Genomic DNA, 19,267 nt, shown 5'->3' with positions numbered 1-19,267 from the left:
AGCGGCCCCGCTGGTGGAGCGGGGCCGGTGCCCGGAGAAGGCGATCACCATCACCGGGTGAGACCGGAGATGTCGGCGGAGCCGAGCGGGATCGGGGCGAACATCGGCGGCTCCTCCTCCGGTGTCAGGGCGGTGGGGCCGTAGATCCAGTCGATGAAGGAGTAGTCGTAGGTGTCGCGGGCGCGCAGGAGGGTGTTGCGCTGGAGGCGGGCCAGGCCGTCCAGGTGCCACAGTTCGCCCCAGGCGCGGGCCGTGGTCAGGACGCGGCGGCAGTGTTCGGGGCGGACGGCCTCGTAGGCCGTGAGAGTGGCTCGCCAGTCGATCGAGCCGTCCTCGGCGCGGTGGGCGGCGGCGTGGCGGGCGAGGACCCAGCCGTCCTCGATGGCCATGATGGCGCCCTGCGCCATGTACTGCAGCGGCGGGTGGGCGGCGTCGCCGAGCAGTGCGATGTTGCCGTGGACCCACGTCATGATGGGGTCGCGGTCGAACATCCGCCACCAGCGGTCGCGCCACATCAGCGAGATGCCGTCCTTGACCTCCGGGCAGGTCGCGTCGAAGGCGGCGTCCAGCTCGTCGGGGGTGCCCCAGTCCGCCTCGCCCGCGAGGGCCTTGGGCGACTGGAAGACGGCGACCTGGTTGAGCATCTCGCCGCCGCGCAGCCCGTAGTGCACGAAGTGGCAGCCCGGGCCCACGTGGACCGAGACCTCGGACAGGTCCACGTCGCGGCCCGCCTGCTCGATGGGGACGGCGGCGCGGTAGGCGACGTAGGAGGAACTGACCGGTTCGTCGTCGGACAGGAGCCCGCGCGCCACGGAGTGCAGGCCGTCGGCCGCGATGACGACGCGGGCCTCGTCGGTGCGGCCGTCCTCCGACACCACCCGGGCGCCGGCCTCGGTGTTCTCGTAGCCGACGATCCGGGCGTCGGTCACCAGATCGACCCCCGCGGTCCGGCAGGCGCGCAGGAAGATCCCGTGCAGGTCGCTGCGGTGGATGACCATGTACGGGAAGCCGTACCTGCGTTCCAGGTCGGTGAGGTCCAGGCGGGTCAGCTCGGCGTCGTCCACGGCGTCGCGCATCACCATGCTCTTCGGCAGCACGCCGAGGCGCTTGGCCTCGTCGAGCAGGCCGTAGTCGGAAAGGATGCGGGTGCAGTTGGGGGCGATCTGCAGGCCCGCGCCGACCTCGCCGAACTCGCGCGCCTGCTCCAGCACGCGCACCCGCAGGCCCTCGCGGGCCAGGGCGAAGGCGGCGCTGAGCCCGCCGATGCCGCCGCCGACGATCAGGACGTCGGCGGGGGACGCGGACGCGGTCATGTCGCTCACAGCCACGCCGGCAGGGCCGGGGCCGGGGAGCCGTCGGCGGTGGTCAGGGCGTGCGGACGGCCGGCCAGGTAGGCGACGACCTCGGTGAGCGGTCCGGTGAGCGTGACAGGATCACCCGCACCCGGCAGTTCCCAGCGGTCACCGGCGGCGGTGAGCGTGAGCGCGAGCCCGGCCGTGGCGCCCCGCTTGGCGACGATGTCGCCGGCCAGCGCGGTCAGGAACCCGGCGGGCAGGTCGGCGAAGGTGACACCGGCCGCCAGATCGACGGCGTGCACGCAGGCCTCGCGCGACCGCAGCCAGGGGATCTCGGTCGCGGGCACCGTGCGGCCCTGGGCGGTGACGACCTCGGACCTCCACTGCGCGGGGCCGAGCGCGGCGACGCCGACGGCGAGCCGTTCCGCCGACTCGTGCAGCGAGGTGGTCAGCTCGGCGGCCGTCCTGGTCGCGCCCGCCGCGATGTCGGCGTCGCGCTGCGCGGGCGAGGAGTACATCGGGGTCTTCTCGCCGGTCGCGGCCCAGCGCACCAGGTTGCACAGGGCGTCGGCGTTGGCCGCCACGTGGGCCACCAGGTGCTTGCGGGACCAGCCGGGCAGCCCGGACGGGGCGAGGTACTGCTCCTCGCCCCACCCGGCGACGGCCCGGTGGAACAGCTCGGTGCCCGCCGCGCTCCAGCTCAGCGCGTCCTCAAGGGTGCGACGTGTCATCAGGCGGTGCCCGTTACGACGTTCTCCAGGCGGCCGATGCCCTGGACTTCGGTCACCACGCGCTCGCCGCCGGTCAGGTAGCGCTTCGGGTCGCGGGCGTGGCCGACCCCGCCGGGCGTGCCGGTGGCGATGATGTCGCCGGGGCTCAGGCGCACCACCGTGGAGATGTACTCCACCAGCGCGACCGGGTCGAAGAGCAGGTCGGCGGTGTTGTCGTGCTGCATGACCTCGCCGTCCACGCTGAGCTTCACCGCAAGCTCGGGGCGCACGCCGCCGGGCAGTTCGTCCGGGGTGACCAGGTACGGCCCGACCGGGGTGGAGGAGTCCCACATCTTGCCCTGCAGCCACTCGCGGGTGCGGAACTGCCAGTCCCGGCAGGTGATGTCGTTGAGGACGGTGAACCCGGCGATCGCGGCCTCGGCCGCCGCGCCCCTGGCCCGCCGGACCGGCGCGCCGATCACCACGGCGAGCTCGACCTCCCAGTCGAACTCGGCGGTCTCCTCCGGGCGGGAGATGTCGTCGGTGGCGCCGATCAGGCTGTCGGCGAACTTCGCGAACAGCGTCGGATACTCGGGCAGGTCGCGGCCCATCTCCTGGATGTGGTTCTTGTAGTTGAGCCCGACGCAGACGACCTTCGAGGGGCGCGGGACGACCGGCGCGAAGTCGGCGCCCTCGACGGGGTAGGTCGTCGCGGTGTTCGCGTCGGCGGCGGCGGCGCGCTCGGCCCAGCCGTCCTGGGAGAGGAGTTCGCCGAGGTCGGCGGCGCCGAGGTCGACCAGCCGGTCACCGTCGAGACGTACGGCCCTGGTCGAGCCGTCGAGGCGGAGAGTGGCGAGCTTCATCGGGTGCTTCCTTCGTGCTGGAGACGGTTGAGGCACAGGGCCTCGAAGATCGGGGAGTCGCTGAACCGGAACAGGTCCAGCGCGCCGGAGTCGGAGTCGGTGGACCCGGCCTCCGAGCGGGCGGAGAAGGGCTCCCAGGACGGCACGACGAAGAGGTCGCCGCGTGTGACGGACCAGGTCCGGTCGCCCACGGTGACGCTGCCCGAGCCGTCGAAGACCTGGTAGACCGAGGATCCGGTCTCGCGGACCGGGGCGGTCTCCGCGCCGCGCGCCACCCGGTGCATCTCCACCCGGATGGTCGGCAGGACATCGCCGCCGGTGGCCGGGTTCGTGTAGAGGACGGCCGCGTGGCCGGGCTCGACGGTGCCGCCGAAGCCTTCGGTCTCCAGGCGGAGCTGGTCGCTCAGCGCGCGGTCGGTGAACTCCCACTTGTAGGACAGCAGCGGGGTGCCCGTACCGGCTTCGCCGACGCCCAGCGGACGCAGCCCGGGGTGGGCCCACAGCCGCTCGGAGCGGGACCGCTCGGGGGTGATCCGCTCGGCGTCGCTGATCTCGTCGCGGCCGAACTCGAAGAACTGCGCCTCGTTGGCGTACTGGAACGGGATGTCGAGGCCGTCGATCCAGGCCATCGGCTCGCTGGTGGCGTTGTGGTGGGCGTGCCAGTTCCACCCGGCCTGGGGCAGGAAGTCGCCCCGGCGCATCGGGACGGCGTCGCCGTTCACGACCGTCCAGACGCCCTCGCCCTCGACCACGAAGCGGAAGGCGTGCTGGGTGTGGCGGTGCTCCGGGGCGTTCTCACCGGGCATCAGGTACTGGATCGCGGCCCACAGCGTGGGGGTCGCGAAGGGACGGCCGCCCAGGCTCGGGTTCGCCAGCGCGATCGCCCGGCGTTCCCCGCCACGGCCGACCGGCACCAGATCTCCGGCCTGCTGTGCCAGCGCGCGCAGATTGTCCCAGCGCCAAAGGTGCGGCACGGCGCGCGAACGCGGATGCGCGGGCATCAGGTCGCCGATCTCCGTCCACAGCGGCACCAGCAACTCCTGCTCGAACCCCCGGTAGAGGTCTTCGAGCGCGGGACTGACGTCGGGCTGGCCCGGGGCGTCGATCGCGGCGAGCCGCACCGGGGACACCGGGGACACCGGGAACTCTGTCCTGGTCACAGGGGTGCTCATGCCGTCAATGCTGCTACCGTCACACTGTGCAGAACATAGAATTCTGCTCTACAGAATCCAGGAGTGATGGACAAGCCCCTGAAGAACCCGCCGACCTACCTGATCAGCAGCGTCGACCACGCGTTGCGGATCGCCACCATGCTGCAACTCGAGGGCGAGCTGACCGTCTCGCAGGTCGCCGAGCGGCTGGGCGTGGCCCGCTCCACCGCCCACCGGCTGCTGGCGATGCTGGTGTACCGCGACTTCGCGGTCCAGGACGACCGCCGCTCCTACCGGGCGGGGCCGGTCCTGGAACTGGCCGCCCACTCGCCCTCGGTGGCCTCGCGGCTGCGGGCGGCGGCGCTGCCGCACATGCACCGGCTGGCCGGAGTGCTCGACGAGTCCGTCAACCTGGGGGTGCTCACCGGCGACACCTCCCGCTTCATCGCCAGCGTCGAGTCCTCGCAGGCCCTGCGGGTCGGTTCCCGCGAGGGCATGGTGTTCCCCGCCCATCGCACCACGGCGGGGCTGCTGCTGCTGGCCGAGCTGGCGGATGACGAGCTTCCGGCGATCTACCCGGCCGAGCGTTACGCCGACCATCCCGCCGACCGGCCCGACCTGCAGCGGCTGCGCGCCGAGCTGGCCCGGGTCCGGCGCAACGGCTTCGCGCTCAACCAGGGGCGTTCGGAGCGCGGCGTGGTGGCCCTCGGTGTGCCGGTGCGCACCCCTGACGGCCGGGCCGTGGCCGGTCTGTCGGTGTCGATGCCCAGCGCGCGCTACGACCGGCGCCGCCTGCCGCTACTGGTCGGGGCCCTGTCCCGCGCCGCCGCCGCCGTCGAGGCCGACCTGGCCGGCCCCGCCTGAGACCGCTCCGCCTGAAATCGCTCCATCTGAGACCGCCCCGCCTGAGGCCGGGGCCTCGGCCCCGAGGCGTTTCTGCTCCTCCTCGATGATCCGCTGGGCGAGCGCGTGCTCGGACACGTCGATCGCCTCTGGGGCGGACTCCGCCAGGTCGCTGCGGTGCGCGTACCGCTCGAAGAGGGCGGCCTTGCGGCCGAGCAGCTCCAGGAGGCGCTGGTCGAGGGAGTCGACGGCGAGCAGGCGGTGCACCTGGACGGTGCGCACCTGCCCCATGCGGTGGGCGCGGGCGGCGGCCTGGTCTTCGAGGCTCGGTTTGAGCTGCGGCTCGCAGAAGACCACCACGGAGGCCGCCTGGATGTTCAGGCCGGTGCCCCCGGCCTCGATCTGGCTCAGCAGGACGGCGTGCCCGTCCACCGCCGAGAACCTGTCCACGAGCTCCTGACGGCGCGCGGGTGAGACCGACCCGGACAGCGGCCCGTGCACGTGCGCGGGGTCCAGGGCGGCGGCCACGGTGGCGAGGACGTCGCGGAAGTAGGAGAAGACGAGCACCTTCAGCCCGTCCTCGCGGGCGTCGTCCACCAGTTCGCGCAGGCGTTTCAGCTTGGCCGAGGTCTCCGGGTGGGCGTAGGCGGCGCGGCGCATGGCCATGAAGTTGCGCCTGCGCACCGCGTCGCGGTAGGCGACCAGGTCGGCGCCGCTGAACTCTACCCAATCGCGCGACTCCACCCGCTCGGGCAGTTCGGCGAGCACGTCCTCCTGGTTGCGGCGCAGGTAGGCGGGGGCGACCGCCTTGCGGAACGCCTTGGCCCCGGCGACGATGTCGCTGGTCCGCAGGGTGGCGGCGAGGTCGGGGCGCAGGTGCTCGACGAGGCGGCGGAACTCCTCGACCCGGTTCTCCATCGGGGTGCCGGTCAGGAAGAGCACCCGCTCGACCCGCGCGCACCAGGCGGCGACCGCCTTGGAACGCCGCGCCTCCGGGTTCTTCACCAGGTGCGCCTCATCGACGACCACCATGCCCACCGGCACCTCGGCGGGGACCGTCAACTGGTGCAGGCCGCTCAGCGTGGCGATGGCGACGCCGCCGTGGCGGGCCCACTCTCGCTGGGCGAGGCCCCGCTCTGGGCCGTGCAGCGGGTAGGCGCGCAGGGTGCTGCGGGACTCGATCTCGCGGGTCCAGTTGATCAGCACGCTGGCCGGGCAGATCACCAGAAAGTGGGACCCGCCCCGCGCGCGCAGGTGCGCCAGGGCGGCGATGGCCTCGATCGACTTGCCCAGTCCCATCTGGTCGCCGAGGATGACCCGGCGCTGGGCCAGCGCGAACCGGGCGCCGAACGACTGGTAGCCGCGCAGGGAGACCCGGCGGTGGGTGTCGTCGAGCTCCTGCGCGCCGACCTTGGCCACCAGGTCGTCGGGGAGCGCCCCCCGGCCCTGGGTGAGGGGTTCCCCGGCGAGTTCGGCCAGCAGGCCGTAGTACTCGGCGGAGCGGTGCTCGAAGTCCACCCACGCTTCCAGCTCCGACACGGACGGCCGGAGCAGGTCGGTGGTGACCTGGGTGAGGAGCAGGTCGGTCTCGGCGGACCGCTCGACCACGCCGGCCAGGCGCGACAGCGCCTCGTGGGCGTCGCGGCGCTTGCCCGACCCGGCCAGCCACATCCGCCACCGGCGCCGGGCGGGACGCGCCCGCGCCAGCAGCGGGCCGAGCGTGTCGTACAGGTCGCGGGCGGCGTCGACGGCGCGGGCCAGGTCGGGCCCGGCGTTCACCGGCCGGTGCAGCGCGATCACCAGCGCGGTGCTGATCGGATCGCGCCGGTCGACGTCGATCCGGACGCTCACCGCCGCCGCGGCGGCCCTGGCGATCTGCAGGGCCGCCGCGTGCATCTGGGCGGCGGTCTGCGCGCCGATGCCGGGAAGCAACTGGAGCGTGTACGGCGTGGCGTCGCGGACGGCCAGCACCGTGGTGTACCCGGCGTCCTCCAGGGCGCCGATCCGCAGCCGCCCCTCGGTGACGTCCCTGATCCGGGCGACCGGAATCGTGGCCAGGTCGGTACGGCACAGCTCATCGCGTAACGCGTCGAGCCCGGCCCGCACGTCCGCACGGGCCGACTCGTGATCGCCGAGCAGGGTGACGGCCCGCCCGAGCAGCGGCTCGGCGGCCGCGCAGAGCGCGTCGGCATCCCGGGGTGAGTATCGCCTTTCCACCGGCCCTGCCACTCGCGCCACACCTGCCCGCCGCCGCTCTGCCTTCCGGTGAGGCTATCCGATACCCCGGCGGGGGCGGGGTTACCAGCGCAGCTCCTTCTGCTTGAGCAGGTGTTCGGCCTTCACGCCGCGGTCGGCGCAGGACTTCAGGAAGGCGTCCACCTGTTCGAGCTGGTAGGAGTCGGGGGTGTAGCTGGTGGCCATGACGTGCTGGAGCCAGTCCTCCTCGCCCATGGCGTAGATGTACGCCTCGCTCACCTTGAGGCGGTCCACGATGCCCAGGGCCTGTTCGGCGTTGGAGCCGGACAGCTTGCGGGTGATGCTCATCTTGCGGCTCACCGGCTGGGTGAACAGCGCGTTGTAGAGCCAGGTCAGCGGTGCGCCGTCGCACTCCATGCCGAGGAAGGCGACGTCGGCGGGGCCGACCGCGTCGAAGATCCGCTGGTACAGCTCCGGCTCGATGCCCGAGGAGTCGGCGTCGATGAAGACGGACCGGCCGCCTATCCGCACCCAGAAGGTGCTCTTGGCCCGGATGTCCAGGTCGCAGTGCTCGCCGAGGAAGGGGGTGGCGACGATGACGCCGCCGGGGAACGAGATCTCGTCGAAGTCGTCCACCACGCGCACGGTGAAGCCGAGCCGTTCCAGGCACAGCCCGAGCGAGGGGTCCTGGAGGTTGCCCGAGCCGTTCTTCGGCACCACGACCACGCCGATCCGCTCACGGAGCCGCAGCAGGGACTCGATCACGATGTGGTCCTGGTGGCCGTGCGTGATCAGGCAGTAGTCCAGCCGGTCGGGCAGGTCGGCGTAGGTGTACCGGTCGCCGGCGGTGGCGTCGGCGCTGATGAACGGGTCGGTGATGATCGAGACGTCCGGGCTCTGGATCACCAGGCACGCGTGGCCGTAGTACCGCACCCGGGCCCCTTCGGTCACCTCGCGGTCGGGGGTGCGATCCGGCTCGGTGGTGAGGAAGCCGCGCAGGGTCCTGGCGTCGGCCTCGGAGTCGATCTCCAGGGCGTCTCTCAGCTCGCCGAAGGGCAGCGGGGTGCGCAGCGCGCCGAAGAACCGGTCGATGCCGGGGTGCCGGATGGGCAGCGGGCGCTGCACGTGGCCCGGCTGGGGCAGGCGCGGCGTGCTGAGCGTGAACGGCCTGGTCTGGCCCTCGTCCAGGAACAGGTCGATCGACTGGCGCTCCTCCCGGTGGTAGCGGCTGTGGTAGAGCAGCGGCTCCAGGAAGCGCATCGACGGCTGGTGGTTCAGGTCGTAGACGATCTCCACGAAGCCGCGCACGGCCTCGGGCAGCCGCGGGTAGAGGCCGGACAGGTCGAAACCGGTGGCCTCCGCCCGTAGCAGTTCGTCCGTCGCGCGGATGCCCGCGGCGAGTTCCATGAGGGCCGCGTTGTCACGCAGCAGGCTCGCGCGCAGTTCGTCGATCTCCGCGACGCGCCGGCCGTCGTGGTCGATGAAGAAGCCGCCGCGCATCTTGGGATTGGCCACGGCGGCCGCGTGTACGTCGGGCTGCTGGACGTACGACTCCAGCATCGACAGGTGCAGATTGGCCAGATTCATGGCCGACGCGGCGGGCGGAACGAGATACGACCAGGCGTAGAAGCGGTCGATCAGGCCCTCGGCGACGATGTTCTGGCGGACAAAGAAGAGTTCGTCTCTGCTCACATTCGCGAACGCTACACGCGCTAAAAGCCGATTCCATCCGCTGTTCAGGTGCAGGAACCTGACTCCGATTCGCGTGCGATTCGCAGGGGTGGCAGCTTTCGGTCACCGGCCTTTCCCGGCGAATTCTACGGCCATTCCTCAGGCGCGCGAGTCCTGTTCGTCCTCGGGCCAGCGGGCCGTCCGCAGGCCCCTCGCTGCCATGGCCGCCAGCATGCACGCCGCGAGCAGCCCGCCCAGCACCAGGGTGGCGTGCGTGGCCGCCAGCCGGTCGAGCAGCAGCCCGGCGCCGAACAGCCCGGCCGAGGAGCCGACGCCCAGGATCGTCATGAACGCCGCGATGACCCGGCCGCGCTGCTCGTCGGGGACCTGGCGGAAGATCAGCACGTCGACCAGGATCCGCACCGAGGGCCCGACCAGCCCGAGCAGGAACAGCGGCACCGCAGCCCACCAGGATCCGAACGGCGCGGGCAGCAGCGTGATCAGCACCGCGGTGGACAGGCCGCAGGCCAGCATCAGCACCCCGGGCCGCAGCCGGCGTTGCAGCGGCCCGACCAGGGCGGCCCCGGCCAGCCCGCCGGCGGCCATGGCGGTCACCGTCAGGCCGATCTGCCCGGACGGCACGCCGCGATCCTCCAGCATCACCACCGTGATCAGCACCAGCGGCGCCCCCGCCAGGTTCAGCATGGTGGCGGTCAGCGTCGCGTACCGCAGCGTCGGCACCCGGTAGAGCACGCGCAGCCCGACGGCCATGCGCCGCAGCACCGGGTCGTTCTCGTCCGAGCGGGGGCCGGTGCGCCGGGCGGCGCTCGGCGGGCGGATCAGCGAGACCGTCAGCAGGGAGAGGACCTGGCAGGCCATCGCCGTCACGATCGGCACGGCCGCGGCGATCGCGTACAGCGCGCCGCCGAGCGGCGGCCCGGACAGCGCCGCGCCGTGCGTCCTGACCTCGTCCTGGGTTAGCGCGGCGGTGAGCCGCGAGGACGGCACGACGGCCCGCACGAGGACCATCCGCGCGGCCCCCGCCAGCGGCTCGGTCGCCCCGACGACCACCGCGACCGTCAGCAGGTGCGCGAACGTCAGCGTGCCCGCCGTCAGCGCGAGCACCACGGTGGCGGTCGCGGCCAGCCGGACGGCCTGCGCCAGCAGCAGCAGACGCCGCCGGTCGAACCGGTCGGCCAGCTCGCCCACGGGCATGCCGACCAGCAGCGAGGTCAGTAGCTGCGCCCCGCCGAAGGCGCCGGTGGCGGCGGGGGAGCCGGTCAGCGAGAGGATCAGCAGCGGGTAGGCCAGGTCGGTCATCTCCCGGCTCAGCGAGGAGAACACCGACCCGGTCCACAGCAACTGGAAGTCGCGGTTGCGGATCAGCGGCGCGTCGGGGACCCGCCCCTCGGCGACGTCACTCGGCCGTGTCATCGCGCTGTCCCGTCATCTCGTCGCACGGCCCGGTCAGGCCGAGCTGGGCCGCCTTGAGCCCCGCCTGGAAGCGGGAGTTCGCGTCCACGCTGCGCAGGATCCCGGCCACCTGGCGGCGGTAGGTGCGCAGCGAGATGTTCATCGCCCGGGCCGCCGCCTCGTCCTTGACGCCGTCCCGCAGATACGCCAGGACGTGCATCTGCGTGGAGTCGAGCGTGACCCGCCCGATCCCCGGCGGGTGCACGTCGGCGGCGGACCGCCACCACACGTCGTGCACCCGGCTCAGCAGGAACACCACGTCGCGGTTCCTGATGAGCACGTCCTCGATCTCGCCGGGCTGGCGCGAGGTGCGCATCACGGCGGTGTGGTCGTCGATCAGGATCATGTACGGCAGGCGCGCGGCGGAGTACCGCACCTGGAACCCCTCCGCCGGCACGCTCCGCATCAGCGGGCTCTTCACGTGGTCCAGCCCGGTGCGGTCGGGTACGGGGGGATGGCAGTGCAGCAGCAGGACCTCCGGTTTCCCCTCGCTGGCGTTCCCGCGGAGCAGCTCCGCCAGTTCCAGCTCGTCGTCCGCGGACCACGAGCCGCAAGCCACCCGGACATGACCGCCCGCCGGGTGCGCGAACGCCTCCTGTAACAGCTCGCGGACTCGATCCGGGCCGATGAGAGCCAGCGGTTCGGAGAGTTTAAGGCGATACACCGCGAGTGCTTCCTCGATGATGTGCTGTGCTTCGTCGATCGCATGCCGGTTTCGGCGACGCGTGCTCTGATCCGCCATGTGTCGTACAGACTCCTCGGCCGGATGGGGTGGATGTGACAATGTTCTGTTGGTGCCAATGGGGTAGTCATCGTCATTCCGCGTAAAAAACCCCCGTCGCGGCACGGACCGCTTCATCACTTTTAACGAGTAGTCAGGCGCGCAGTTTCGTCGTCCTTCGCCGTTCCCGACCACACCGGATCGCGTTTCTCCACGAACGCCCTGACCCCCTCGACGGCGTCCGGTCCCCGGCGGCGGCGTTCCTCCCAGACGTACTCGGCGGTGAACGCCCGTTCCAGCGGCATGTCGAACGACCGCAGCGCGGCCTCCTTGACGGCGCGCACCGACAGCGGGGCCGCCCGAACCAGGTCGCCGGTCCACTCCCGGACGCACTCGTCCAGCCGGTCGGCGGGGACGACCTCGTTGACCAGGCCGTGGCGCAGCGCCGTCGCCGCGCTCATCCGGCGGCCGGTGAGCAGGTGTCCCATGGCGACCTTCTGCGGCACCTGCCGGAACAGCCGGAAGACGCCGCCCGCGCCGGGGATCAGGCCGAGCCTGACCTCGGGGAGGCCGAAGACAGCCTGGTCGGAGGCGATGATCAGGTCGCAGGCCAGGGCGAGTTCGAACCCGCCGCCCAGCGCGTAGCCGTGCACCCGCGCGATCACCGGCTTGGACAGGGTGAACCGGTCGGTGAGCCGGGGCGAGCCGGGCAGCCCCCGGCTGCCGAAGCTCGTCGCGGGGTCCCCCTCCCGTTGCAGGCGGTCGCGTTCGCGCAGGTCCTGACCCACGGAGAAGGCGCGGTCGCCCGCCCCGGCGAGCACCGCGACCCGCACCCGGTCGTCGGCCTCGACGTCGTCCCAGATCCCGGCCAGCTCCTCGTGCGTGCGCGAGTCCATCGCGTTCAGCACCTCCGGCCGGTCCAGGGTGATGTGGGCGACATGGCCGTCCTTGACGTAGCGCACCCGGGGGCGGCTCATGAGGTGCCGAACCGGCCGGCCTTGCGGAGCACGTCCTCGCCGCGGACCCGCAGGGCCTGCTGGAGGGCGAACTCCGCCAGGTAGGCGCGCAGCACGTCGGGCGGCTCCTCGGCCAGGTTCAGCATCCGCCGGTTGGCCAGGACGGCCTCGCCGGAGAGCCGGGCCAGACCGCGCTCGATGGCCGCGTCCATCTCCTCCGGCTCCACCACCTCGTCCAGCAGCAGCCGCGCGTCGGGCTCGGTGGCCCGGATCCGGCGGCCCTGGAGGATCACCTGCCGGGACAGCCTGGCCCCGGCGACCCTGGTGAGCCGCAGGTTCGCGACGCCGGGGACGATCCCCTCCTTCGCCGCGGGCAGGCTCACGTAGGAGTCGGCGGAGGCGATGACCTGGTCGAAGACCAGCAGCAACTGGGCGCCGCCGCCGATGGCGAAGCCGTCCACGGCGGCCAGCCACGGCTTCTCGACCAGGCCGGAGCGCCAGCCCGCCGCGTCCGTGCGCAGCCCGTGCCACACCTTGCGGATGTAGCCCAGCTCGCGGCGCAGCAGGAACCCGACCAGCGGGATCCCGCCCGTGCCCAGCCGCTTCAGGTTGATCCCCGCGCTGAACACCCGCCTGCCCCGGTAACGCGGATGGGTCATCTCCCCGCCGCGCACCAGGCCGACCCGGACCGACGGGTCCAGCAGGGCGAGGTCCACGGCGGTCTCCATGTCGTCCACCTGGCGCTCGTCCTCGGCGTTCAGCCGGTCGCCCCGGCACATGGTCAGCCGGGCCACCCCCGCGTCGCGCTCCAGCCGGACGGCCTCCATCTCCACCACGCCGGTCCTGGTGAACTCGGGCAGCAGCCGCAGGGCGCGCGGGGTGGGGCGGAGCTGCGCGTCCATCAGGTGCGCCCCCGCCGACGGCGAGCGCAGCACCCCGCGCAGGAAGATGCCCTCGTCGATCTCGCGGCCCTCCTCCCCACCGGAGAAGAGCCCGGGGAAGGCCTCGGCGGCGGCCGTGACCAGCTCGCCGATCCGGAGGTGCCGGGCACGCCCGTCGGTGAGCAGGTCGTAGACCTCCTCGGCGTGCGCGCCGACGAAGCGGGCGCGCAGGTCCCGCAGTTCGTCGTGCACGGCCTCGGCCCGCGCCCGCTGCTCCGCCGTCCGGTCGCAGGGGGGCGGCAGCGCGGCGAGCCGTTCCCCGCCGCCGGCCACGGCCCGCGCGAGCGCCGCCCGCGCCGACCGCAGGTCGCCGGGCAGCTCGCGGGCGACCGTGAGGCTCATCGCCCCGCCCCTCTGCGCAGCGCCCGGTCACAGGCGGCGAGGTGGGCGCCGAGCGCGTCCTCGAACGTGGTCGTGCCCGCGTCGAGCACGAGCCGCCGCCTGATCGCCAGCTCCGAACCGGCGAGCGCGGCCGCCCGCGCGGCGGCGTCCGCGACCGCGCCGGCCAGGTCGTCGCTCACCCGGTCGAGCAGGCGCAGTGCCAGCGCCTCGTCCGCCTCGATCGGCACGCCGAGCATCGCCGCCGCGCGGATCCCGCCGGTCCCGGCCTGCTGGGTGAGCCGGTGCAGGGCCATGCCGGGCCAGGTGGCGTCGCCGTCCGTGGCGACGAGCAGGCGGGTGCCGGGCGCGGCGACCCGCAGGTCGGCGGTCAGCAGCACGTCGAGGGCCGCGCCGCCGCAGTCCCCGGACGCCACGGCGACCGTCACCATGGGCAGCCGTTCCAGCCGGAGCAGGGCGCGTTCCCACTTGGACACCAGGCCCACGCTCAGGTCGGTCGTCCACGAATGGCCGGGCGCGCCCGAGACCCGCAGCGTCACCACCCCAGGGCCGCCGTGGTCCTCGGCCGCGTCGCACATCGCCGCGATCGCCTCGACGGAGTCCGCCGTGACGGGCCGGGCGCCGTCGATCCGCAGCGTGAACCCGTCCTCGATTCCGGTCCTACCGGTCACCGGTTCCTCCTTCGCACTCACCACTGGATCAACGCGCTCTCGATGGTGGATCCCGGCCCCATGGTCATCAGGATCCCGTGGTCGCCAGGCCGGGCGACGTCCTCCTCGACCAGGCGCTCGTAGGAGAACAGGAACGAGCCGCTGGACAGGTTGCCGTGGTCGCGCAGCACCCCGGTGGTGTGCCGCAGGTCGTGACGGCGCAGCCCGAGGTTGATCGCCACCGCGTCGATGACCTTCTTGCCGCCGGAGTGGACCAGCCAGTGGCCGATGTCGCCGCGCCGCAGGCCGGTGCCCGCGAGCAGCCGGTCGATGACGCGTTCGGCGTGCGCGCCGACCACGTAGGGGATCTGCGGGTCGAGGAAGAAGCTGAACCGGCTCTGGGCGCGGTCCCAGTCGTAGCGCATGGCCTCGATCGCGTCGGTGATGATGTATCCGGCGAATTTCAGCACCCGGGGGCCGGTGGCCTGCCGTTCGCCTCCCTCGGAGATCATGGCCAGCGCCGCGGCGCCGTCCCCGAACAGGCTGTTCACCACCGCCGTGCGCATCGTGCCGTCCAGGGCGTAGGCGGCCGAGCACGCCTCGCTGCACAGCACCACGGCCAGCTCGCCCGGATGGGCGGCGGACCATCCGGCGCACACGTTGAGGGCGTTCAGCCCGGCGTTGCAGCCCATGCCGACGATGTCGGCGCGGCCGCAGTGCGGGTCGATGCCCAGTTCGCGGATGATCAGGGCGCTGAGCCCCGGGGTGAGGTACCCCGTCGAGGTCACGCAGCACAGGTGCCGAAGGTCGGACAGCGTGGCCCCGGCGTCCTTCAGGCAGTTGGTCAGCGCCTGGGCGCCCATCTCGACGGCGAGCCGCTTGTGCTTGTCCAGCAGGTCGCCCTGCGGCTCGGGGGCCCGCCTGCCCGTCTCGTCGGGCGGCGGAAGGGTCAGGTTGCGCCGCTGGATCGCGCTGTTGATGAAGATCGAGCGGACCTTGGGGTCGTCCACCCGCAGGATGTCGAGCAGTTCCGTCTGGGAGAGCGAGGTCCCCGACGTGGCGGTGCCGACGCCCGCGATGCGTGAGATCCCCGGCGGGCGCGGGGCGGCGGGCGCGCCCTCCCGGCGAACGGAACCGGCCCTCATCGGTAGGTCCAGCCCCAGGAGCGGGGCTTGCCACGGAGCGACGGCCGGATCTGGTCCTTCGTCACTGCACTCACCTCTCGTGCTGCCGGCGGCCGGGACGGCCTGCGGTGGATTCGATGAACTCGCCCAGCCGGGTCACGCCTTCCTCGATTTCCTCGTGGGTCAGGTAGCTGGTCGACAACCGGATGGCGTGGTCGCCCTCGCCTTCCAGGCGCGAACCCGGCGGATAGAAGTACGACATCGGCGTCCAGATGACGCCGAAGTCCTGCGCGGAGCGCTCCAGCGCGGCGTTGTCCGCTCGGAACGGCACGCGCAGGAAGATGAAGAAGCCGCCCTCGGGGCTGTTCCAGCGCACCCCGGCCTCGGCACGATGCCCGGCGGGGAAGCGCTGTTCGAGGCATTTCACGGTGAACCGCATGGCGTCGTCGTAGTAGGCGGCGGCGTCGCGGTTGTACTCGGAGACCCGCCCGTCGCAGGCGAGCAGTGCCCCGGCCACGACGGCCTGGCTGATCGACGGCGTGTTCACCGTGATCATGCTCTTGATCTTGGCCAGCTCGTCGGCCAGGAGTCCGCTACGGCCCGCCTCGTCCACCACCACCTGGTCGGCCACCACGTACCCGACCCGTGCGCCGGGGAAGAGCGTCTTGGAGAAGGACCCGAGGTGCACCACCCGCCGGTCGCGGTCCAGTGCCTTCAGGCTGGGCAGCCGGGGACCGGTGCCGACCAGCCGGTACGGGCTGTCCTCCAGGATCAGCACGTCGAGCCTGGCCGCCACCTCCAGCAGGTCGTGCCGCGCGGCCAGTGGCATGGTGACCCCGGACGGGTTGGAGTGGTCGGGGATCACGTAGACCGCCTTGGGACGCCGCCCGCGCGCCCGCTCCCGCTCCACGGCCGTCGCCAGGTCGGACGGCCGCAGGCCGTCCTCACCCTCCATGACCGGGACCAGTTCGACGTCCAGCAGCCGGGCCGCGCCGGTGATCCCCACGTAACACGGGCTGGAGGCCAGCACCACGTCCTCGCGGCCGGACATCAGCGCCCGCAGCGCCAGGAACATCGCCTCCTGGCAGCCGATCGTCACCACGATCGACTCCGGCGGCACGTCGATCCCCTCGTCGATCCGCAGCGCGGCGGCCAGTGGTTCCCTGATCCGCCCGGCGGACGGCCCGTACTGGAAGACGGCCTCGCGGACCTGGGCGGGCGACCGCCCCTCCCCGGCCAGGTGGTCCAGGTAGCGGCGCAGATGGCCGAAGACGTGCTCGGTGTCGAAGAAGCCGTCGTAGGGACGCCCGGGGGCGAAGGAGATCGCCTCCGGGTAGCGGAAGGTGATCTCGTTGAGGAAGTTCATCGTGTCCATGACGGGGTCGGCGAGGCTGGGGTGCAGCTCGTCCTTCCGCAGCGCCCGGGGACCGGTGGTCATGACATGCCTCCCAGGGGGGCGTCTTCGTGGGATGGGCGGGGCCGTCCGCCGGCGAGGGCGATCCGCCTGGCGATCTCGGGGCCGATCTCGTCCAGCGCCGCCGCCTTGATGATCGCGATGTGGTCGAACCGGGTGTCGCGGGACTCGAACCCGCCGTGGAAGAGGTCCTTCCACGCGGCCGAGGCCGGGACGGCGCCGACGATGTCGGGCGCCGTGTCGAAGAAGAGCGCCCGGCCGCGCGCCGGGCGCGGCGAGTGCTCGGTCATCGCCCGGTGGTTCTCGCGGGCGATGCGGGCCAGGTTCTCGATCTCGCGCTCGCCGAGCGCGCCCAGCGGGCTGCCCGCCCGCCGCAGCAGCGCCCGCAGCTCGGCCGGGTCGGCCACCGGCGCGGCCACCGCGCCGTCGAACGCCATGACCCGCAGGTCGTGCTCCTCGGCCGTCGCGTCGGAGCGGCCACCGGGGCCGAAGTAGGAGTCGAACAGGACGGTCAGCGGCACCTCCTCGCCCGCCGCCTCCAGGTCCACCGCCACCTGCTGGGCGACGGTCCCGCCGAATGACCACCCGGCCAGGATGTACGGCCCGGCGGGCCGGATCTCCCTGATCCGCCGCACGAACGCGCGGGCCAGCTCGGCCACGCCCATCGGCACGACCTCCCCGGCGACCAGCCGGGGGTCCTGCAGCGCGTGCACCGGATGCCCGGGCGGCAGCCTGCCCGGCAGCGCCGAGTAGCCCCAGCCGAGCCCGTTCACCGGCGGGATCAGGAAGACCGGCGTCAGGTCCCCGGCCTTGCGGTACGGGATCACCGGGGCGATGCCCCGCACGCCGCCGTCGTCGATCACCGCGTTCAGCTCCCGCACGGTGGCCGCGTCGAAGACCTCCCAGACCCCGACGTCCGCGCCGAACACCTCGCGGATCCGGCTGACCAGCTTCACCGCCAGCAGGGAGTGCCCGCCGAGGTCGAAGAACGAGTCGTCCACGCCCACCGAGGGCAGGTTCAGCACCTCGGCGAAGATGTCGCAGAGCAGTTCCTCGCGGGCGGTGCGGGGGCCGTCGTCGCCCGCCGTCGTCTCGTACACCGGCGCGGGCAGCGCCGCCCGGTCGAGCTTGCCGTTGACGGTGAGCGGCAGGCGGTCCAGGACCACGACCACCGGCACCATGTAGCCGGGCAGGATCGTGGCCAGGTGTCCTTGCAGGACGGCCGGGTCCGGGCGGCTCCCCGGCGCGGGCACCACATAGCCGACCAGGCGCCGGTCGCCCGGCTGGTCCTCGCGGACCACCACCGCGCACCGCCCCACCCCGGGGGCCGCCGCGAGCACGGACTCGACCTCGCCGGGCTCGATCCGATACGCCCTGATCTTCACCTGGTCGTCGGCGCGGCCGACGAACTCCAGGTTCCCGTCCGCTCGCCAGCGCACCAGGTCGCCGGTCCGGTACATCCGCTCGCCAGGCCCGCCGAACGGCGCGGCCACGAAACGCTCGGCCGTCAGCCCCGGCTGCCCCAGGTAGCCCCGGGCCAGCACCACACCGGCCACGTACAGCTCGCCCGCCGCGCCCACCGGCACCGGCCGCAGCCGGTCGTCCAGCACGTACACGCGGGTGTTCCAGAACGGCCGGCCGATCGGCACCGGCCCCGGGGGAGTGGCCGCGCCCGGCTCCAGCCGGAACTCCGTGCAGTTGACCGTCGCCTCGGTGGGACCGTAGGCGTTGATCACCCGCACGTCCGGGTGCTCCTCCCGCCAGGCCGCGAGCGCCGGGCCGTGCAGCGCCTCACCGCCCACGATCAGCGTGCCGGTCGGCGACGCGTCCGGCGGCAGCGCCCGCAGCAGCGCCAGGTGGGACGGCGTGACCTTCATGAACGACACCCCGGTCACGCTCTCGTCCAGCTCGCCGAGCAGGATCCGCCCGCCGGACACCAGCGGCGACCACAGCGCGGTCACCGTCAGGTCGAACGCGTACGACGAGTGCACCAGCGACGCCCCCGCCGCGTCCGGATACACCTCACGGGCCCGCACCAGGTACGCGCCGAGCGACCGGTGCTCCACCACGACGCCCTTCGGCTGTCCGGTCGAGCCGGACGTGTAGATCACGTAGGCGGGGGAGGAGGGGTGCACGGGGCCGGGGTCGCCGTCGTCGTAGCCCGAGGTGTCCGCGTGTGCGAGCCATTCCTCGTCGATGACCAGCACCGGATCCGCGCCCCCCAGGATGCGGGCCACCCGCGCGGGCGGGTACTCCGGGTCCACCGGTACGTACGCGGCCCCCGACTTCGTCACGGCCAGCAGCGCCACCACCAGTTCGGCCGACCGTGGCAGCCGTACCGCCACCAGCCGCCCCGGTCCCGCCCCTCGGTCCCGCAGCAGCCGCGCCAGCCGGTTCGCCCGCGCGTTCGTCTCCGCGTAGGAGAGTCCCTCCACGGCGGGCGCGTCCGGCGTGCGGCGGACCTGCTCCTGGAACAGCGCCGGAAGCGTGCCCTCGGGCGTCTCCCTGGCCGTGTCGTTCCATTCCTCGGTCAGCAGCCGCCGCTCGCCGGCCGGGACCACGTCGAACTCGCCGACGCGCCGTTCGGGGTCCGCGACCGCCGCCCTGATCACGCCCTCCAGCCGGGCCGCGATCGACCGCACCGTCTCGTGGTCGAACAGGTCGGCGGCGTAGTTCACGCTGCCGCTGATCCCCGCCGGGGTCCCGTCGTCGGCCAGATGCTCGGTGAACTGGACGGCCAGGTCGAACTTGGCCCCGGTCACCGGCATGGCCACCGGAGTGCTGGAGAGGCCGTCCACGCTGAGCGGGGGCACGTCCTCCCCGGCGTCGCCGAGCAGCAGCATCACCTGGATGAGGGGGTGGTGGGTGAGGGTGCGGGCGGGCTGGAGGTCTTCGATGAGCCGGTCGAAGGGGAGGTCGG

General features: G+C 72.8%; 15 protein-coding genes. 1 reads left to right on the top strand and 14 read right to left on the bottom strand.

Features of this window, described 5'->3' with window-relative positions:
* Window positions 1-50: 50 nt before the first annotated feature.
* The 4 genes from P3X83_RS11090 to P3X83_RS11075 are packed head-to-tail and all read right to left on the bottom strand — an operon-like array spanning window position 51 to window position 4,040.
* Window positions 51-1,328: an FAD-dependent oxidoreductase gene (locus P3X83_RS11090; RefSeq protein WP_277304864.1), complete on the bottom strand. Its 1,278-nt coding sequence runs from the start codon at window positions 1,326-1,328 to the stop codon at window positions 51-53.
* Window positions 1,319-2,026, bottom strand: a complete 708-nt coding sequence (locus P3X83_RS11085; RefSeq protein WP_277304863.1) for a maleylpyruvate isomerase family mycothiol-dependent enzyme — start codon at window positions 2,024-2,026, stop codon at window positions 1,319-1,321. Before P3X83_RS11085 ends, P3X83_RS11090 begins: the two co-directional genes overlap by 10 nt.
* Window positions 2,026-2,868 carry a fumarylacetoacetate hydrolase family protein gene (locus P3X83_RS11080; protein ID WP_277304862.1) on the bottom strand — a complete coding sequence of 281 codons (843 nt, stop codon included), beginning with the start codon at window positions 2,866-2,868 and terminating at the stop codon, window positions 2,026-2,028. Before P3X83_RS11080 ends, P3X83_RS11085 begins: the two co-directional genes overlap by 1 nt.
* Complete coding sequence (locus P3X83_RS11075; RefSeq protein ID WP_277304861.1) at window positions 2,865-4,040, bottom strand: cupin domain-containing protein; 1,176 nt, start codon at window positions 4,038-4,040, stop codon at window positions 2,865-2,867. The genes P3X83_RS11080 and P3X83_RS11075 overlap by 4 nt, the downstream gene beginning before the upstream one ends.
* A 66-nt stretch (window positions 4,041-4,106) precedes the next feature.
* Here P3X83_RS11075 and P3X83_RS11070 point away from each other — a divergent pair, with 66 nt between their 5' ends.
* Window positions 4,107-4,883 carry an IclR family transcriptional regulator gene (locus P3X83_RS11070; RefSeq protein WP_277304860.1) on the top strand — a complete coding sequence of 259 codons (777 nt, stop codon included), beginning with the start codon at window positions 4,107-4,109 and terminating at the stop codon, window positions 4,881-4,883.
* Here P3X83_RS11070 and P3X83_RS11065 read toward each other — a convergent pair.
* The 10 genes from P3X83_RS11065 to P3X83_RS11020 all read right to left on the bottom strand — a co-directional run.
* Window positions 4,818-7,079 carry a DEAD/DEAH box helicase gene (locus P3X83_RS11065; RefSeq protein WP_277304859.1) on the bottom strand — a complete coding sequence of 754 codons (2,262 nt, stop codon included), beginning with the start codon at window positions 7,077-7,079 and terminating at the stop codon, window positions 4,818-4,820. The two genes, P3X83_RS11070 and P3X83_RS11065, sit on opposite strands and share 66 nt — an antisense overlap.
* Before the next feature lie 81 nt (window positions 7,080-7,160).
* Window positions 7,161-8,750: an MBL fold metallo-hydrolase gene (locus tag P3X83_RS11060; protein WP_277304858.1), complete on the bottom strand. Its 1,590-nt coding sequence runs from the start codon at window positions 8,748-8,750 to the stop codon at window positions 7,161-7,163.
* Between the two features lie 138 nt (window positions 8,751-8,888).
* Window positions 8,889-10,163 (bottom strand): MFS transporter, encoded by a 1,275-nt coding sequence (locus tag P3X83_RS11055; RefSeq protein WP_277304857.1) that lies wholly within the window; start codon window positions 10,161-10,163, stop codon window positions 8,889-8,891.
* Window positions 10,147-10,866 carry a hypothetical protein gene (locus P3X83_RS11050; protein WP_277304856.1) on the bottom strand — a complete coding sequence of 240 codons (720 nt, stop codon included), beginning with the start codon at window positions 10,864-10,866 and terminating at the stop codon, window positions 10,147-10,149. The genes P3X83_RS11055 and P3X83_RS11050 overlap by 17 nt, the downstream gene beginning before the upstream one ends.
* Before the next feature lie 200 nt (window positions 10,867-11,066).
* Window positions 11,067-11,900 carry an enoyl-CoA-hydratase DpgD gene (dpgD, locus tag P3X83_RS11045; RefSeq protein WP_277304855.1) on the bottom strand — a complete coding sequence of 278 codons (834 nt, stop codon included), beginning with the start codon at window positions 11,898-11,900 and terminating at the stop codon, window positions 11,067-11,069.
* A complete protein-coding gene (dpgC, locus tag P3X83_RS11040; protein WP_277304854.1) occupies window positions 11,897-13,162 on the bottom strand; it encodes a (3,5-dihydroxyphenyl)acetyl-CoA 1,2-dioxygenase DpgC in 1,266 nt (421 codons plus the stop codon). Before dpgC ends, dpgD begins: the two co-directional genes overlap by 4 nt.
* Window positions 13,159-13,830 (bottom strand): enoyl-CoA-hydratase DpgB, encoded by a 672-nt coding sequence (gene dpgB, locus P3X83_RS11035; protein ID WP_277304853.1) that lies wholly within the window; start codon window positions 13,828-13,830, stop codon window positions 13,159-13,161. The genes dpgC and dpgB overlap by 4 nt, the downstream gene beginning before the upstream one ends.
* 17 nt (window positions 13,831-13,847) lie before the next feature.
* Complete coding sequence (dpgA, locus tag P3X83_RS11030; RefSeq protein ID WP_277304852.1) at window positions 13,848-14,954, bottom strand: 3,5-dihydroxyphenylacetyl-CoA synthase DpgA; 1,107 nt, start codon at window positions 14,952-14,954, stop codon at window positions 13,848-13,850.
* Between the two features lie 70 nt (window positions 14,955-15,024).
* Entirely contained in the window at window positions 15,025-16,371 is a 1,347-nt protein-coding gene (locus P3X83_RS11025) for a PLP-dependent aminotransferase family protein (RefSeq protein WP_277304851.1), read from the bottom strand.
* Window positions 16,368-19,267, bottom strand: a 2,900-nt coding sequence (locus P3X83_RS11020; protein ID WP_277304850.1) for an amino acid adenylation domain-containing protein, incomplete at its 5' end; no start/stop codon positions are given. The genes P3X83_RS11025 and P3X83_RS11020, both read right to left, overlap by 4 nt.

This window comes from Spongiactinospora sp. TRM90649, assembly GCF_029382225.1.
In the GTDB taxonomy this organism is placed as follows: domain Bacteria; phylum Actinomycetota; class Actinomycetes; order Streptosporangiales; family Streptosporangiaceae; genus Spongiactinospora.
Note: the sequence above shows the minus strand (reverse complement) of the source record. Positions and strands in the feature narration are given on the sequence as shown.

What these genes read in the sequence shown, in the direction of transcription:
- P3X83_RS11085 (WP_277304863.1), bottom strand. Translation starts at nt 2,026, where the DNA reads ATGACACGTCGCACCCTTGAGGACGCGCTGAGCTGGAGCGCGGCGGGC.
- P3X83_RS11080 (WP_277304862.1), bottom strand. Translation starts at nt 2,868, where the DNA reads ATGAAGCTCGCCACTCTCCGCCTCGACGGCTCGACCAGGGCCGTACGT.
- P3X83_RS11075 (WP_277304861.1), bottom strand. Translation starts at nt 4,040, where the DNA reads ATGAGCACCCCTGTGACCAGGACAGAGTTCCCGGTGTCCCCGGTGTCC.
- P3X83_RS11070 (WP_277304860.1), top strand. Translation starts at nt 4,107, where the DNA reads ATGGACAAGCCCCTGAAGAACCCGCCGACCTACCTGATCAGCAGCGTC.
- P3X83_RS11055 (WP_277304857.1), bottom strand. Translation starts at nt 10,163, where the DNA reads ATGACACGGCCGAGTGACGTCGCCGAGGGGCGGGTCCCCGACGCGCCG.
- dpgD (WP_277304855.1), bottom strand. Translation starts at nt 11,900, where the DNA reads ATGAGCCGCCCCCGGGTGCGCTACGTCAAGGACGGCCATGTCGCCCAC.
- dpgC (WP_277304854.1), bottom strand. Translation starts at nt 13,162, where the DNA reads ATGAGCCTCACGGTCGCCCGCGAGCTGCCCGGCGACCTGCGGTCGGCG.
- dpgA (WP_277304852.1), bottom strand. Translation starts at nt 14,954, where the DNA reads ATGAGGGCCGGTTCCGTTCGCCGGGAGGGCGCGCCCGCCGCCCCGCGC.
- P3X83_RS11025 (WP_277304851.1), bottom strand. Translation starts at nt 16,371, where the DNA reads ATGACCACCGGTCCCCGGGCGCTGCGGAAGGACGAGCTGCACCCCAGC.